This is a genomic window from Bradyrhizobium sp. BLXBL-01, assembly GCF_051853025.1.
GTDB lineage: Bacteria > Pseudomonadota > Alphaproteobacteria > Rhizobiales > Xanthobacteraceae > Bradyrhizobium.
Genome location: NZ_CP182471.1, coordinates 5,940,840 through 5,956,481, shown reverse-complemented (window position 1 = coordinate 5,956,481; position 15,642 = coordinate 5,940,840). Strand labels below are relative to the sequence as shown.

At 63.6% G+C, this 15,642-nt stretch carries 13 protein-coding genes; 8 read left to right on the top strand and 5 right to left on the bottom strand.

Going from position 1 to position 15,642, the window contains the following annotated elements:
• Positions 1-35 precede the first annotated feature (35 nt).
• Positions 36-1,640 (top strand): B12-binding domain-containing radical SAM protein, encoded by a 1,605-nt coding sequence (locus ACNJYA_RS27640; RefSeq protein ID WP_271502862.1) that lies wholly within the window; start codon positions 36-38, stop codon positions 1,638-1,640.
• A 4-nt stretch (positions 1,641-1,644) separates the two neighbouring features.
• Here ACNJYA_RS27640 and ACNJYA_RS27635 read toward each other — a convergent pair whose 3' ends face one another.
• The 3 genes from ACNJYA_RS27635 to ACNJYA_RS27625 all read right to left on the bottom strand — a co-directional run bounded on the left by ACNJYA_RS27635 (position 1,645) and on the right by ACNJYA_RS27625 (position 4,068).
• Positions 1,645-3,033, bottom strand: coding sequence for an MFS transporter (locus ACNJYA_RS27635; RefSeq protein WP_439403478.1), 1,389 nt, complete (start codon positions 3,031-3,033; stop codon positions 1,645-1,647).
• Between the two features lie 315 nt (positions 3,034-3,348).
• Entirely contained in the window at positions 3,349-3,624 is a 276-nt protein-coding gene (locus ACNJYA_RS27630; RefSeq protein ID WP_439363890.1) for a hypothetical protein, read from the bottom strand.
• A 12-nt stretch (positions 3,625-3,636) separates the two neighbouring features.
• Positions 3,637-4,068 (bottom strand): pyridoxamine 5'-phosphate oxidase family protein, encoded by a 432-nt coding sequence (locus ACNJYA_RS27625; protein ID WP_212254740.1) that lies wholly within the window; start codon positions 4,066-4,068, stop codon positions 3,637-3,639.
• Positions 4,069-4,497: 429 nt separating this feature from the next.
• On the opposite strand from ACNJYA_RS27625, the gene cax reads away from it, so the two are divergent.
• Complete coding sequence (cax, locus tag ACNJYA_RS27620) at positions 4,498-5,601, top strand: calcium/proton exchanger (RefSeq protein ID WP_172783895.1); 1,104 nt, start codon at positions 4,498-4,500, stop codon at positions 5,599-5,601.
• Positions 5,602-6,023: 422 nt separating this feature from the next.
• Positions 6,024-7,025, top strand: coding sequence for an ABC transporter substrate-binding protein (locus tag ACNJYA_RS27615; protein ID WP_439363889.1), 1,002 nt, complete (start codon positions 6,024-6,026; stop codon positions 7,023-7,025).
• A gap of 88 nt (positions 7,026-7,113) precedes the next feature.
• Here ACNJYA_RS27615 and ACNJYA_RS27610 read toward each other — a convergent pair whose 3' ends face one another.
• Positions 7,114-8,157 carry a medium chain dehydrogenase/reductase family protein gene (locus ACNJYA_RS27610; RefSeq protein WP_172783897.1) on the bottom strand — a complete coding sequence of 348 codons (1,044 nt, stop codon included), beginning with the start codon at positions 8,155-8,157 and terminating at the stop codon, positions 7,114-7,116.
• Between the two features lie 169 nt (positions 8,158-8,326).
• Here ACNJYA_RS27610 and ACNJYA_RS27605 point away from each other — a divergent pair, with 169 nt between their 5' ends.
• The 5 genes from ACNJYA_RS27605 (at position 8,327) to ACNJYA_RS27585 (ending at position 13,600) form a co-directional block, all read left to right on the top strand.
• Positions 8,327-8,638 (top strand): hypothetical protein, encoded by a 312-nt coding sequence (locus ACNJYA_RS27605; RefSeq protein ID WP_212254743.1) that lies wholly within the window; start codon positions 8,327-8,329, stop codon positions 8,636-8,638.
• A gap of 968 nt (positions 8,639-9,606) precedes the next feature.
• Complete coding sequence (locus tag ACNJYA_RS27600) at positions 9,607-11,235, top strand: hypothetical protein (RefSeq protein ID WP_439401039.1); 1,629 nt, start codon at positions 9,607-9,609, stop codon at positions 11,233-11,235.
• Positions 11,236-11,297: 62 nt separating this feature from the next.
• Positions 11,298-12,332 (top strand): TAXI family TRAP transporter solute-binding subunit, encoded by a 1,035-nt coding sequence (locus ACNJYA_RS27595; protein WP_439363887.1) that lies wholly within the window; start codon positions 11,298-11,300, stop codon positions 12,330-12,332.
• Positions 12,329-12,958 (top strand): hypothetical protein, encoded by a 630-nt coding sequence (locus ACNJYA_RS27590; protein WP_439363886.1) that lies wholly within the window; start codon positions 12,329-12,331, stop codon positions 12,956-12,958. The genes ACNJYA_RS27595 and ACNJYA_RS27590 overlap by 4 nt, the downstream gene beginning before the upstream one ends.
• A gap of 24 nt (positions 12,959-12,982) precedes the next feature.
• Positions 12,983-13,600: a DsrE family protein gene (locus ACNJYA_RS27585; protein WP_246570620.1), complete on the top strand. Its 618-nt coding sequence runs from the start codon at positions 12,983-12,985 to the stop codon at positions 13,598-13,600.
• Positions 13,601-13,783: 183 nt separating this feature from the next.
• Here the strand turns inward: ACNJYA_RS27585 and ACNJYA_RS27580 are convergent, their stop codons facing one another.
• Positions 13,784-15,526, bottom strand: coding sequence for a SulP family inorganic anion transporter (locus ACNJYA_RS27580; RefSeq protein WP_172783901.1), 1,743 nt, complete (start codon positions 15,524-15,526; stop codon positions 13,784-13,786).
• Between the last annotated feature and the right edge of the window lie 116 nt (positions 15,527-15,642).

The window sequence follows — 15,642 nt, the reverse complement described above, 5'->3', positions numbered from 1 at the left end:
GCTTTGGTACACTGCGCCGACGCAAAAGGAGTTCCATGAACGTGCCGAGTCCCTGCAACGTACTGATGCTCTACCCGCTGTTCTCGGCAGAGTCCTTCTGGACCTTCGGCGAATCCTGCAAAGTGCTGGGTGTCAAGCGCCCGGCCGCCCCCCTCGGCCTGATCACCGTTGCCGCGATGCTGCCCGAGAGCTGGACGGTCCGGCTGATCGATTGCAACACGGCGCCCTTCGGCGAGGAGGATCTCGCCTGGGCCGACGTTGTGTTCACCGGCGGAATGTTGCCCCAGCAGGCCGACACATTGCGCCTGATCGAGCTCTGCCGCGCCGCGGGCAAGCCGGTCGTGGTCGGCGGACCAGATCCGACCTCGAGCCCCCACATCTACGAGCGGGCCGATTTCCGGGTGCTCGGCGAGGCCGAGAGCGTCATCGACGATTTCATCGCGGCCTGGGAGAGTGGCGCGCGGTCCGGCGTCTTCACTGCACCGAAGTTCCAGGCCGACGTCACCAAGACGCCGGTGCCGCGTTTCGACCTGCTCAAGTTCGAGGACTATCTCTATCTCGGGGTGCAATATTCGCGCGGCTGTCCCTTCACCTGCGAGTTCTGCGACATCATCGAGCTCTACGGGCGCGTGCCGCGGACCAAGACGATCGAGCAGATGTTCGTCGAGCTCGAGACGATCTACAAGATGGGCTATCGCGGCCATCTGGATTTCGTCGACGACAATTTCATCGGCAACAAGAAGTCGCTGCGGCAATTCCTGCCGAAGCTCGCCGAATGGCAGCGCACGCACGGCTATCCGTTCGAATTCTCCACGGAAGCCTCCGTCAACCTCGCCGACGATCCGGAGCTCCTGGAGCTGATGGGTGCGGCCAATTTCTTCGGCATCTTCGTCGGCATCGAAAGTCCGGACCCCGAGACGCTGGTCGCGATGCGCAAGAAGCAGAACACGCGGCGCAACATCGCCGAGAGCATCCACAAGATCTACGCCGCTGGCATGCTCGTCACCGCGGGCTTCATCGTCGGCTTCGACAACGAGAAGGTCTCGATGGCGGAGTCGATGATCGAGTTCATCGAGGAGGCGGCTATCCCCGTGGCCATGGTCGGCCTGCTCTATGCCTTGCCGAACACGCAGCTCACGCGCCGGCTGGAGCGCGAAGGCCGGCTGCATTCGGGCCACGACGTGGCGCCGACCATCGGTGCCGATCAGTGCACGGCCGGCATCAACTTCGATCCGGTCCGCCCGTTGCGCGACATCCTGACGGACTACAAGCGGGTGCTGGAGCACGTCTACAGCCCGGCCGCCTACGCAGCACGCGTCGATCGCCTGATGACGCTGCTCGACCGGTCCAGGCAGCGTTCCGAGCTTGCCGAAGGCGATATCCGCTCCAAGCTCGGCGCCATGGAGACCGTGCACAAGGTGGTGTCCGCCCTTCCCGAGGCGCGGGCGCCGCTCTGGCAGACCTTCATGAACTGCGCCAAGCGCGACACGTCGTCGGCGCGCATCGCCGTGCAGATGATCGCGGCCTATGCACATCTCGGACCGTACTCGCGCAAGGTCATCGCGGCCATCGACGAGCGCCTGGCCGCGCTGGACAACGAGACCGTCGCTCCGGTGGCCGTCGGCGTGACGGCGGCCTGACGGCTTACTTCACCGCGAGCCGCAGCAAGCTCATCACGCTGCCGAGCGCGGCAAAGCCCGCGCCGAGCGCCAGCGCCAGTGTCGCGCCGTCATGACCTGCGAGCGCGAAGCAGGCGGCGGCGAGCGCCGCGCCGGTCGTCTGCCCCGTCAGGCGCGCGGTCGCGACGATGCCGGAGGCGCTGCCGCTGCGGTGAGCCGGCGCGCTTGCCATCACCGCCTTCATGTTCGGCGCCTGGAAGAAGCCGAACCCCATGCCGCAGATCACCATTCGCCAGATGATGTCAGGGATCGCGGGATTGGCCGGCAGTGCCGCCAGCAGCGCCATGCCGAGACCGAGCAGCACGAGACCGATGCCGCCGAGCAGGCCGACGGCATGGCGGTCGGAGAGACGGCCTGCGATCGGCGCCATGATGCCGACCACCAGCGGCCACGGCGTCATGAAGAAGCCGGTCTCGACCTGCGAGCGGCCGAGCACGTCCTCGAAATAGAACGGCAGCGAGACGAAGGCGAGCCCCTGGACTGCGAAGGAGCACACGGCCGTTGCCGCCGACAGGGCGAACATCGGCCTGGCGAACAGGTCGATCGGCAGCATCGGCGCGGGATGATCGGCATGGCGGCGGGTCAGGATCACGCCAAGCACGAGGGCGATGACCAACTCGATGCCGACAACGATTGGCGACAGATTGTGCGCGGCGCTGCCGATGCCGGTGATGAACAGGCCGAGGCAGGCGGTGGCCAGGATCGCGCCGAGCAAGTCGAAGCCGTGATCGGCGCGCGGGGTCTTCGGCAGCATCGCAAAGCCGATGCCAATGGCGATGAGGCCGAACGGGATGTTGACGGCGAACAGCCACGGCCACGGTCCGAGCGCCAGGATGGCGGAGGCGATCGAGGGCCCGAAGGTGAAGGCGGTCGCGACCACGAGCGCGTTGTGACCGAAACCCCGGCCGAGCATGCGGCCGGGATAGACGAAGCGCACCAGCGCCGTGTTGACGCTCATGATGCCGCTCGCCCCCAGGCCTTGCAGGGTGCGCGCCACCAGGAGGCTGTCGAGCGACCATGCCACCGCGCAGAACAGCGAGGCGATGGTGAACAGGATCAGGCCGCCGAGATAGATGCGCTGGTGCCCGACGATCTCGCCGAGCGCCCCCAGCGGCAGCAGCGTCGCCACCAGCGCGATCTGGTAGACGTTGACCACCCACACCGACTGCTCCGGCGTGACGTGCAGGTCGGCGGCGATGGAGGGCAGGGCGATGTTTGCGATCGCGGTGTCGAGCGAGGCCATTGCGAGCGCAGTGAAGATCGCCGCGACCGCCCAGCGCCGCTGCGTCGCCGGAAGGCCGTCGGCGGTGGGATGGTCGGGCTCGCGCGCGGCGGCAGGTAACGTGATCGTCATTTTCGTGGCGCGCTGCTCCGGCGGCGTAGCCATGGTCGGATGTTCGGCATGTACTACGGAGGCGCCGGCTTCCACAGGCGCAAGCTTGCATGCTGAGTATGCGCGAAGGTCAGGCGATGCGGCTCGCGCTGCGTGCGCAGGGCGAGGCCACAACAAAAAAGTCGAAAAACAACCCCATGCACAGTAGGAGGCCCTTTGATCGACAAGGCATTTTCCCGCCGTGTCGCAAACGGCGGTAGCAGCCGCGATCAAGTTGACCCGTCGGGCAAAACACTGGCAGGATGCTATCGTGACGGAGCGCCTGGACAGCAGCCTTCACCGCAAAAGCGTCACGAGCACATAGAGCACCACGGCAGCGCCGAGGCAGCGTCGCCAAGGGTTCACGCCGCGGAGGATCTCATCGGCGCCCCACATGATGAGTCCGCCTTTCACGACGACCGTCAAGCCGATGCTGGCCTTGCCGGCAGACGGCCAGAGCCAAAGCAGAACGGCCGCAACGATCACGATCCATAGAACGAGATTGGGCCACTGAGCGATGGTGATGGCGCCTGTTTCGCGGCTCCGGAAGAACCACTCAAGAATCCGCCTCACGATCCTTTCCGATCAGAGCTCGACCTCACCCTCTTCACGACCCTTCCAATAGGTCACGCGGTTGGCCTTGACCTTGATCAGGACGATGCCCGGCGTATCGACCCCGTCGTCGAACCATCTGTCGAGATCGCTCGTCCAGTGCTGCTGGAAGGCCGCCTTGTCCCGGATCAGTTCGGCAGTCCCTTCGACGGCCACGTAGGTCCCCTTCGAGAAAAGGCCCGCTTCCGACGAAAATCCGAGCGCCACTTTCGGATTGCGTTGGATATCCGACACCGTCCGCGCCTGTTCGTAGGTGAAGTAGTACGAGGTGCCGTCATAGGCGACGTCGCCATTGTTGCTCATGGGACGGTTGGCGATCTCGCCGTTCTCGGTGTGGGTCGACAAAATGGCAATGTCGATGCCGGCCATGTCCTTGGCGATCTCGGCGAGCGATGTCTTGGGCATGAATTTTTCTCCAGTGAGCTGGAGCAACTGCGGAATCAGGCCCGTGTTCCCAGAAGGATGGAATGGGGTACGTGCCTACATATCAGCTGGTGAATCGCGAGCCGGTCTCACGAACATGCGTCGGCGATACCGCTATTGGCCATCTTCGGTCTCATCGTGGGCATTCTGCAATTCGCGCGAGCGGTGCCCGACCGCGCCAGGGCACGGCAAATCCTGGAAGACGGTGTCCAATCCGCGCTGCAGTTGGCGCGAGCCCTGCCATCCTGATGCCCGATGACCTGGGGACGGATCCTCGTCGTGCCTCGGGCCTGAGCATCGCCTCTGGCCATGCGGTGGCGCCTCTAATCCCTTCTCGTTGAGCCAGATCAAGACTCGTGCGGCGAACGCGCCGGACTCTCCTATCAGCGCATCGATGGAAGGGCGGCCCACATGCAGACCCTGCTCAGGGAAATCCGGAATACCCCTTTGCTCTGGATGCTGGCCTTCGTGCCCATCGTGCTGGTGGCCGAGGCGGTGGCGCCGCATTCTCACACGCTGCTGTTCGTGCTGTCGGTGCTGGCCATCGTGCCGCTGGCGGCGCTGCTCAGCCACGCCACCGAGGCGGTCGCCGCGAAGACAGGCGATGCCGTGGGCGGATTGCTCAATGCAACCCTCGGCAATTTGACCGAGCTGATCATCGCCATCGCGGCGCTGCGCGCAGGCCAGTACATGCTGGTGAAGGCCTCGATCGCGGGTGCGATCGTCACCAACGCGGTGTTCATGCTGGGCGCCTGCCTGCTGCTCGGCGGCCTGCGCTATCACGTGCAGGAGTATAACCGCGCCGGCGCGCGGCTTTCGTCCGGCCTGTTGCTGATGGCGACCGTTGCCCTGCTTGCGCCGTCGGCGGTTGCCGAACTCGACCACCTGCCGCAGGGCGGGGGCATCCTCAACAAGCTCAGCCTCGGCATTTCGATCCTGCTCATCCTCGCTTACGGGCTCGGCCTGTTGTTCTCGCTTCGAACCCACAAGGAATTGTTCGCCAGCGCCGATCACGGCGAGGACGACAAGGAGGCGCACTGGCCGATCGGAACAGCCGTCGGCACGCTGCTGGTTGTCACCGTGCTGGTGGCGCTGGTCAGCGAGATCTTCGTGGAATCGGTGCAGAAGGCGGCGGAAACCTTCGGAATGAGCCCAGCCTTCGTCGGCTTCATCGTCGTCTCGCTGGTCGGCGCCGCCGCCGAATTTGCGGTGGCCTTCGCCGCGGCGCGCAAGAACCGGCTGGACATGGCCGTCAGCATCGCGCTCGGCAGCGCTTCCCAGATCGCGCTGTTCGTCGCACCCGCTTTGGTGCTGCTCAGCTATGTGGTGGGGCCGAAGCCGATGGACCTGCAGTTCTGGCCGGGGGCCGTCACCATGGTGATGATCGCGACGGTGACGTCGGCCTTCATCACGGCCAGCGGGCGCTCGGCCTGGTTCGTCGGCGCCCTGATGATCTTCATCTATGCGGTGTTCGCGCTGACGCTGTACGTGGTCCCGCCGGCGGGCCAGGGATGAAGGTGGCTTTCGCGTCACCGGTTGAATTGGTTGGCTGGAGAATGGCGGCTCTCGGCGAGCCATTCTCCGAAGAAGCGAAAGCGCTTCTCAATCCTCGCGCGATCGCGCCGCCGCCGACGGCGCCGGCCAAGCCATAACCGAGGCCGCGATAGCCATAGCCGCGATAGCCCCACTGCGCGGCCATCCGGCCTATTCCGGTGTGGCGCTGCCGTGACGGGCTTGATCTGGATCAAGCATTTGAGGCGTGGCGAGGCACGCGTCCGCCTGACAGGGGCAAGTGGGATTCAGAGGCGAAGCGCCGCTTCTTCGGCACGGCAATCGTGTTGGGCACCGGGCCCGAAGCGGGCTTTCCCCGGCCCGATTGCACTTCCATGGCGTCGCCCTTTGTCTGTACGATGTTTCGTGCTTTGGCCGAGGGCCCCATGAAACGGCGCCAGTTCATCACTGTCATCGGGGGTGTGGCTGCCACGTGGCCGTTCGCAGCTCATGCTCAGCAATTGACCAGGCTTCGCCAGATTGGCGTCCTTTCGCTCGGCCGTGGCGACAAATCCGACGCAAGTCTGAAGACGCTCGATGCGTTTGTCCCGGCCTTGCGTGAGCTCGGCTATGCCGAAGGAAAGGATGTCGCATTTCACCGCAGATTCGCCGACGGCGATGCCGACAAGCTCAGCGAGCTCGCACAGGAATTCGTGGCGCAACGGGTCGACGCAATCGTTGCGTTGGCCACCCCGGCTGTCCGCGCCGCCAGGAAAGCGACTTCCACCGTTCCCATTGTCGGCATCGGCATGGCCGATCCCGTCGAGGACGAGCTCGCTTCCAGCCTGGCGCGGCCGGGCGGCAATGTTACCGGGACGACATTTCTTGGCCCGGAGCTGGTGTCCAAACGGCTTCAATTGCTCAAGGTGATCGTTCCAGGTCTTTCGCGCGTCGTCGTGCTGTGGCACCCCCGGGCATACGGTGAGCGCACGATGAAGGGGATGCTGAACGAAATCGAGAGTGCCGCTCAATCTCTCGGAGCCAAGCTTCAGCTTGTGTCGGCGGACGGTCCTGCCGATCTCGAAGGCGCGTTCGCGGACTTGGCCAAGGCGCGCGCCGATGGCCTCGTCCTGTTTCCCAGCCCGATGCTGTACAGCCAGTACGCGCGGATTGTGCCATTTGCCGAGAAGAACCGCCTGCCGGCGATCTACGCCGCCAGAGAGGCAGTGGATCTGGGGGGCCTGGTTTCCTACGGCGTCAACCTGCCTGACTTGTCGCGTGCCACCGCCAGCTACCTGGCCAGAATTCTCGAAGGCGCAAAGCCGGCCGAATTGCCGATACAGCAGCCGACCAAGTTCGAGCTGGTCATAAATCTTGCAACGGCCAGGACGCTTGGCTTGTCGATTGGTCGAGACTTTCTCCTGGTCGCCGACGAGGTGATCGAATGAGCAGCCCACCAGCCTTCCTGCACCGAAGCGGGTTCGCGTGCGAGCGCGGCTTCGATGTCGCGCCGGTGGGGTGCACCGTGCCGTCGTGTCAGACGGCGCGCTGGCTTCGTCGCGAGGAGAGATCCGGGCAAAGCACGAGCTTGCCTTCGAGACCGCCAGCCTCGAGGCGACGGTGAGCATCGGCGACCTCCTCGAAGGAGATCCGCTCGGCGATGCGCGGCCGAATGGCACCACTTGCCAGCAGCCCGAACAGTTGCTCCAGGTCCTCCTTGAACCAGCTGGGATGTCGCGCCCGCATGGCATTGACCGAGTAGAAGCGGGCTCGCTTGCCACCGGGCAACAATCTCCACAGGTACAGTCGCGCGATCTCCATCATGACAGGGAGCATCCGACGCTGTGCCTGCACGCTCGCCGAAAAGCCGATGGCACAGAGCAGGCCGCCGGGCTTGAGCGCCGCGTATGAGCGGCGATAGCCGTCTTCGCCGACGCCGTCGACGATGACATCGAATCCACCCGGCAGAATCCGCGTGAAGTCCTCATGCTGGTAGTCGATCGGCGCTGCCCCCAGGTTTCGGACGAGCGCCATGTGCTCGCCGCGTACGGTGCCCCACAGCTCGAGGCCGGCCAGTCTCCCAAGCACGAGCAGAGCCTGGCCGACCGCGCCGGCGGCCCCATGGACGAGCACACGTTGGCCTCGCCGCACCTTGGCCGCGCGGTGCAGAAGCTGGTAGGCGGTGGTCCAGCTCAAGATCAGAGCGGCCGCTTCAGCGGCGTCCACGCCCAAGGGCACGCGGGTCAGGTCGTTGGCCCGAAGCGTGCGATACTCGGCGTTTGATCCTACCACCGTCATGTCGGCCACGCGGTCGCCGATCTGAAAGTCGCGCACGCTTTCGCCGAGCTGATCGATTGCTCCCACGACGTCGTAGCCCATCACGAACGGCGGCCGGAGGCGCATCGTTTGCGGGTATAAGTGGCGCCTGATCAGCACCTCGGTGTAGTTGAGGCTCGATGCGAGCACGCGAACGCGCACCTCGCCCCGGCCAGCGTTCGGCAGGGGACCGTCGACAACCTCCAGCGTCTCGGGATCACCGAAGCTGCCGACCTGAACAACTCGATTGCGCTGCTCCATCATGGCAATCTCCATGCAATGCCGCAATTCAGCGCAAGGGAGGCAGACTGCAGTCGAGCTTGAACAGTGGATTGATCCAGATCAAGCTTGAGCGTGCACCGCTTGGAATTCTCCTCGGGCCAAATGACCAAACCAGGTTGTCTGGCGCCATCATTCATCATTGGAGGGGAATATGCCTGCAGTCATTATGCAGTTCGTTTCGCATCCAAGGCCCGGTAGCGATCTTGCGACGGTCCTACAGCTGGCAAAAGAGGGCGCGACACTCTGGAGGAAACACGGGGCCGATGTCAGCTATTGGTCGGTGATCGGTGGCGAGATCGGGAACTACGCCTTCGTGGCCCGCTTTGATAGCGTCGAAGCCTATGGTCGCACCTTGGCGTCACTGGGCGCCGATCCGGCTTTCGTTGAATTTCAAGCCAAGCGGCTGAAGGCAGGGCAATCGGACTGGGTGCGCTCCAATGTTGCCGTCCAGGTTGATCTTTGAAGGAGCGCCTTCGCTCGCGCCTACGAGACCGCCTTCGGGCGGTCTCTTGCTGCACGACCGATGTCACCTGCTGGCCCGGCACCGAAGTCGGACCCCTTGTTGAAGTTCGGTCAGCGCGTTGGATAGGTAGAGTCCTTGCGAAGCCGATCAGGCTTGGCGGCGAACGTTGTCGATGGGTGCGCTTCGCTCTCGCCGGCCTGATCGCCGCCGCCCGCGGGCTTGGGCTGTCGAGGCGCCCCTACTGCCAAGATCGGCGTCGCCTCGCCGAGGTAGCTGTGACCTTTGAACGTCTGCGGATTCGTCTTTCCTGAGCTTTTTCCAGGCGGATACGAAGGTTCTGAAGCTCTGCCAGTTGAGAGCTGAGAGACGAAACACGTTGACGCAGAATCGCAATACGGTCGCACTGACCATGAGTACTCATGACGCGCCCCAAACTGTGACCTTTAAGAAAATGACCGACTTGGGCGACAAAACAGACAAAACAGAATGGCTCAAACCTATAGTCTTAATGACTATAACACAGGTTCATTCACAAGGTGTGAATTGGGTCGACAACGCGCGGGAGGAGACGTGGCCGACGCGGTCGGACAAGCCAAAGGTCAAACCGCCGTTGGAGCGGTGATTTCGGGGGACCGTCCCAAGTCGATTCCGAACTCGTTTGCGGTAAACCGCTGCTAGAGCACAAGCCCAAGCGCCAACCAGGTAGCAACAGACAAACAGACGCCAATTCCCAAATACGGCAATGCAATGCGCATGGTCACTCCTCGATGCCGAGACGCGACGAGAACATGGTCAGATACGCAGATTCGGGGCGCCAGCCCTATATTCCATGCGATGTATTGAGCCGTATAACGGCATCGACGAGCATATTTAATTTGACTCTTGAATACCGTCGAAATTATATGTATTTCAGTTAATTATTATATTTAATTTGGACGTCTCGCCGCGCCGCAAGAGAGGCGTAATGCATGCGCCGATCAATCGATACTGCACCCAGGGATCGAGAAAACACCCGGATAGAAGACGCGGCGGGGGAGCTCGGTCACGGGTCGCTCGAGACGGGCAGATGGGTAGCCAAGGACGGCTCGCCGATCGGCTTTTCACCGACCCCATTGGATCCTGAGACCCAGGATGTCGATCCGGAGGAGGCAACATCGGGCAGTTCGCTCGTTGCGGCTGTCGTTCTGGTCCCCCTCATCTTCATTGGGGTGACCCTGCTCGGTGCTTTCGACCCGTTCAAGGCACAAACGACTCTCGAAATGACACGCATTGACGGCGGGAGCGCCGCCGGCCTCGACCAGCGGCCGGACATCGGGACCGGATCGCTAGCATTCCTTCAGAGCGAAACGTCCGAGGTCCTGGTGCAGGCGGTCTCGGCAAGCACGGCGGGACCTCGACAACGGCTCGACGCCGACGCTCCGCGCAGTGACGCGCTCTCCGGTGAGCTGGCCGGCGCGCGCAGCGAGCTTGACGAGGCGGTCCAGCGCACGCACGCGGCGGAAATTGCCGCGGAGGAGCTGCGGCAGTCTCTTCAACAGGAGCAGGCCCGCGGCGCCGCCTTCGCGGACGAACTTGCCGGAACCCGCCGCGAAATCGAGGCCCGTATCGCGCAGGCGCGCGACGCGGACGAGGTGGCCACGCAGCAGAGAGATGCGGCGGCGTGGGAGATCGCTGAACTTCGGCAGTCCCTGCAGCAGGAGCGGGAGAAGAGCGCCGTCCAGGCGAAGCGAGTGAGCGCCGCGCAGGCGCTAGCGGCAAGCGCCGAGCAAGAACGCTACGATGCGCAGTCACGCGCCGCGGCGCTCGCGAGCGAGCTGGCCGGCATGGCTCGCGGATCGGCTACGGCCGACAATGCGGCGGCGGAGCAAAGCGAGGCGGCGGGACGGGAGATCGCGGAATTGCGGCAGTCCCTGCAGCGGGAGCGCGACAAGAACGCAGCCCTCGCACAACAGGAGGACGCTGCGCGGTCGGCAACGGCAAACGCCGAGCACCAACGCCGTGCGCTCGAAGAGGCCCAGGCTCACGCTGCCGCGCTGGAGGGCAAACTTGCGCAAATGCGCGGAGACATCGAAACCCTGAACGAGCATCTGCGCGAGGCGAACGATGCAGCCTCGCAGCAGAGACAGGCGGCGAACCGGGAGATCGCCGAATTGCGGCAGTCGCTGCACCAGGAGCGGAGCAGGACTGAAGCCAGGGAGAGAAGCCTCGCCTCGGTATCGCGCCTCACCGATGAGCGCGCCCCGGTTGCGCAAAGAAACGACGGTCCGATTCCATCGACGGCGCAGAACGTGACCGCAGCGGAGCCGCCGACGAGTCCAGGCCAGGACGAAGTGGAGGCCCGATTGATCCCGCGTGCCAGAGCGTTGCTCGATCAGGGCAATATCGGTGCAGCGCGGATTGTCCTCGAGCTCGCTGCCGAGAAGAACATCGCGCAGGCGACCTTCATGCTCGCGGAGACATATGATCCCGCGGTTCTGTCCGCTTGGGGGGCCTATGGAACGCGCGGCGAGGCGGCCAAGGCGCGAGAGCTCTACGCGAAGGCACAGAGGAGCGGCATCCGCGGAGCCAAGGAACGACTGGATGCATTGCATCACTGAGCGTGGGCTTTGCATTCATGCTGGGACGAGTGGTTGCAGTGGGTCATCCGGAAAGGAACGACATGAACAAGGTGCCAAGGTCGCTCTCGTCGCTCCTGCTCGTCGCGCTGGTGCCGATTGCCGTGCTGCTTCAACCGGCTTGCCTGGAAGCACAGACCGCAAGACCCGCCAAGGCGGATGCACGAGGGCCGCTCCCTCAGGAGAGAGAAAAGGACCGGATGAACGCCTGGACCGTCGGGCTCGCCGGCGGTCTGCTCGAGGGCGCGCCGATTCGTCTCGCCGCAGAAATGGCCCGTGTCGTCGACGACGGAGCAGAGCTGCATCTGCTGCCGATCGTCACCCGGGGCGCCACCGACAATCTGAACGCGCTGCTCTATCTGCGTGGTGTCGATACCGCGATCATCAATTCCGATGCGCTCGACGAGTACAAGCTTCAGGTTCCGCAGATCCAAAGCCGCATTACCTACCTGCTCAATCTGTTCCCGTCCGAGCTGCACATCTTCGTACGGCCGGAGATCACGAGCCTGCAGGACCTTGCCGGCAAGAAAGTGAACTTCAATACCCAGGGCACCGCAGCCGCCTATTCCGGACCGCTGATCTTCAGCCGCCTCGGCATCGACGTCGACAAGACGTTCATTCCGCATCAGCTTGCCCTGGAACAGATGCGCAAGGGTGAGATGTCGGCCGTCGTGTTCATCACGTCGAAGCCCGTCGATGCCTTCGTACGCGGTCGTTGGGAGGCCGGATTCAAGTTTCTCCCGGTCCACTACGACAGGAGATTCGAGGATTATTATCTGCCCGCGACCTTGGACGCGATCGAGTATCCCAATCTGATCAAGCAGGGCGACCGGGTCTCGACCATCGCGGTGCCGACAGCGCTCGTTGCGTTCAACTGGCGGCCGGGCTCGAATCGCTATCAACGCGTGGCGCGCCTCGTCGACTACCTGTTCTCGCGGATCGACCGCCTGCAGGCACCAGGCTTTGATCCGAAATGGCGGTCGATCAATCTTGCCGCAACCATCCCGGGGCTGACCCGCTTCCAGGCAGCGCAGGAATGGCTGGATCGCCAGGCGCGCAGCGCCCAGGCGAAGCCATGAACACTGCCGTTGCCCCGCTCGCCGTCGTCTTCAACGTTGCCTGCGGAATTGCCTACGCGCAAAGCGCGAGCGATTCCATGGAAGCACTTCGGGCTTGTTCGGGAATGGACGGATCGGCCCGGCTGGAATGTCTTCAAGAGTCATCACGCAAGCTGTCACCGCTTGCCCGGCGGGTGTCGGACGATAACTGGCTGGTCAGCGAGACCACCTCGCCGGTCGACTATTCGCCGATCGTCACCGCCACCACATCCTCTGTCGGCGGCTCCGATGGAGCCGCCATGCAGCTCGCAATCCACTGCCGCAAAGGCCGCACCGAAGTCACGGTCGCCGGACCGGCGCTGTCACGGAGCGCCAACGAATACGTCATCTCCTTTCGGCTGAATGCGGACACGCCAACGCAACTCGCGGCAGCGTCGCCGTCATTCGGCTCCGGCGTCGCTTTCGGGGGCGACGTCGTAAAGTTGCTGAACGCGCTACCCGACGACGGTCACGTCGTTGTGCGCCTGTTCGCCCGCACTGGTCAGGTGCAAGACGGACAATTCCTGCTCAGCGGATTTGGGAGCGTGCGCAAGAGAATGGCGGCTGCATGCAAATGGCCACATAGCGTCGCCAGACCAGGAAGGTGATGGTCAGGGAACGGGAGACACGAGATGATCAATCCGAAGTTGGCGATGGCAGCGATCGGCGGCCTGGCGATGGTGCTTCTGGTCGTACCAAGCGTGCAGGCGCAGCAGGACAACCAGTTGAATCCGCACTCGAGCGCGACGAATCAAGTAAGCGATCCGAAACAACCGAGTAGACAGGCGCAGGCGAGCAAGCCGGGACAGACTCGCACGGGCAAGCAAACCGCTGCGACCAGGGCGGCGATGGCTCAGGCGACAAAGGCCGAGATCGCCAAAAAGCCGCATCAGCTGATATTGCAGGTCAATTCCAACGACCCCGCGATGATGAACCTCACGCTCAACAATGCGAGCAATGTCGCTCAATATTACCGCGATCTCGGTGAACCAGTGTCGATCGAGATCGTAACCTTTGGTCCGGGTCTTCATATGCTGCGCGATGATACCTCGCCGGTAAAGCCACGCATCGAGGTGCTCGCGATGAGCAATCCCGAAATCTCCTTCAAAGCCTGCGGCAATACCCAGGACAATATGCGGAAGGCGGAGAGCAAGGACATCAATCTGATTCCTCAGGCGACGGTGGTCAAATCGGGTGTCGTCCGCGTCATGGAGCTGCAGGAACAGGGCTGGAGCTACGTCAAGCCCTGAGGTCCGGCGGTATGGGGCCATCGGATGCGCGGCTGGAGCATGATGGCGTGAGGCTTGATCGCTGCGCCGACGGAGGTGCACTCCCTCTCCCGCAAGCGGGGGAGGCCGCGGCAGCCGTTTCGACGCAAAGCCATTCCGCTTTGGCAGGACATCTCGGCTCCGACGATCGGTTTCGCTTTCGCTCTACAATCCGACGGGCTGCGAACCGACCTTGACCTGATCTTCCCAGTCCTCCCATTCGACGTTGTTGATGTCCAGATAGCTCGAGACCGCCGAGCCGATGGTCGGAAAGAACTGGGCTTCGCCGACCTGCGCATACAACCCGAATCGCTTCAGCTTGTCCTTCACGGGATCCTTGAGCTCGGCAAAGCATAGTTCGATGCCCCTGGCGTGCAGCGCCTTGTCCAGTTCGGCAACGGTATCGCAGGCGGTGACGTCGACGCTCGTGACCGGTTCGGCGGCGACGACCAGCCAGCGCACGGGCGTCGGCGATTTTTCGACCGCGGCCAAAATACGCTCCTTGAAGAACTCGGCATTGGCGAAGAACAGCGGCGCGTCCCAGCGGAACAGGACCAGTCCGGGTATCAGGCGGGCATCGGGATATCTCGTGATGTCGTGATAGCCCTTGACGCCGTGCGCCCGCCCCAGAATCGCGGAGTGTGGACGCCAGCCGTCCCACAGAAACTCGGCGATGGCCACCGCGATGGCGAGGCCGATTCCCGGAATCGCGCCCAGCACGGCCACGCCGACGAAGCAGAGCACGGTCAACCAGAATTCCCAGCGCTGGATCCGGTAGATCCGTTTGAGGTCGCCGATCTCGATCAGACCGATCGCGGCTGCGATCACCACCGCCGCCAAGGCGGCATTCGGCAGGTGCTGCAACAGGTTTGGCGCAGCCAACAGAAGGAACGCGATCGCAAGCGCGCCGACGACGCATGTGAGTTGGGTGCGGGCGCCGGCCGCTTCGGCAACGGGCGTGCGCGAGGAGCTGCTGCTGATCGGAAAGCCCTGAAAAAACCCGGTTGCCAGGTTGGCGGCGCCGAGACCCACCATCTCCTGGTTCGGATCGACCTTGTCGCCCAAGCGAGCAGCATAGGTTCGCGACAACACGCTGGTATCGGCGAACGAGACCAGAGCGATGGCGCAGCCGCCGGCCAGCACGGGGATCAGATCGCTATAGCCGATCCTGGGGATGGAGAAGGCCGGCAGCCCCTGGGGGAGTGGCCCCAGGACTTTCACACCGTAACCGGTTCCCAGGTCGAGGAGTGAGACGACAAGCGTCGCTCCGACGACGGCGATCAGGATTCCCGGCAGTCGTTTGTTGTCCTTGAGCAGCAGGATGACCATCAACGTGCCAAGTCCGACTGCGAATGCGGCCCAATTGATCTTGCCATCGCCGATCCCAACGGCGATCGCCCACAGGTCTCTCAGCGGTCCTTCGCTTTCGATCGAGAAGCCGAGCAGCTTTGGCAGCTGGCTGATCAAAACGGTCAGCGCGATCCCGTTCATGTAGCCGTACCGTATCGGCTTGGACAGCAGCTCGGTCACGAACCCCAACCGTGCGATGCCCGCGACAACGAGCACCGCTCCGGAAACGAGCGCCATCATCGCGGCAAGCATGGCCGCGCGGACCGGATCGCCGCCGGACAAGGGGACAATGACACCGAGGATGACGGCGGCCAGCGCCGAGTCCGGTCCGAGCACGATGATGCGGCTCGGACCGAACATCGCGTAGGCCAGAAGCGGGACGATGGTCGCGTAGAGGCCATGGATGCCCGGCAGTCCAGACGCGACGGCATAGGCGATCCCGACCGGGACCAGCATGGTCGCCAGCACGAGACCTGCGAATACATCATGCCGAAGCCAATCAGCTTCGTAGTGGCGAAGCGTGTTGATCCCGGGCACCCAACGCGTCCAACCGTTCACCGCGCGCACTCTCGTGTCGGTTCGCCGATAGCGCGCGAGGATCTCGCAACCGCTCGACCGCTCGCTTGACGCAAATCAACGTTGTCGATGCCTCGACCCTTCCGCGGCGCAGCAAT

Bases quoted from the DNA above. Each gene is read 5' to 3' on its own strand.
- ACNJYA_RS27640 (WP_271502862.1), top strand. From the start codon at position 36: ATGAACGTGCCGAGTCCCTGCAACGTACTGATGCTCTACCCGCTGTTC.
- ACNJYA_RS27635 (WP_439403478.1), bottom strand. From the start codon at position 3,033: ATGACGATCACGTTACCTGCCGCCGCGCGCGAGCCCGACCATCCCACC.
- ACNJYA_RS27625 (WP_212254740.1), bottom strand. From the start codon at position 4,068: ATGCCCAAGACATCGCTCGCCGAGATCGCCAAGGACATGGCCGGCATC.
- cax (WP_172783895.1), top strand. From the start codon at position 4,498: ATGCAGACCCTGCTCAGGGAAATCCGGAATACCCCTTTGCTCTGGATG.
- ACNJYA_RS27615 (WP_439363889.1), top strand. From the start codon at position 6,024: ATGAAACGGCGCCAGTTCATCACTGTCATCGGGGGTGTGGCTGCCACG.
- ACNJYA_RS27610 (WP_172783897.1), bottom strand. From the start codon at position 8,157: ATGATGGAGCAGCGCAATCGAGTTGTTCAGGTCGGCAGCTTCGGTGAT.
- ACNJYA_RS27605 (WP_212254743.1), top strand. From the start codon at position 8,327: ATGCCTGCAGTCATTATGCAGTTCGTTTCGCATCCAAGGCCCGGTAGC.
- ACNJYA_RS27600 (WP_439401039.1), top strand. From the start codon at position 9,607: ATGCGCCGATCAATCGATACTGCACCCAGGGATCGAGAAAACACCCGG.
- ACNJYA_RS27595 (WP_439363887.1), top strand. From the start codon at position 11,298: ATGAACAAGGTGCCAAGGTCGCTCTCGTCGCTCCTGCTCGTCGCGCTG.
- ACNJYA_RS27590 (WP_439363886.1), top strand. From the start codon at position 12,329: ATGAACACTGCCGTTGCCCCGCTCGCCGTCGTCTTCAACGTTGCCTGC.
- ACNJYA_RS27585 (WP_246570620.1), top strand. From the start codon at position 12,983: ATGATCAATCCGAAGTTGGCGATGGCAGCGATCGGCGGCCTGGCGATG.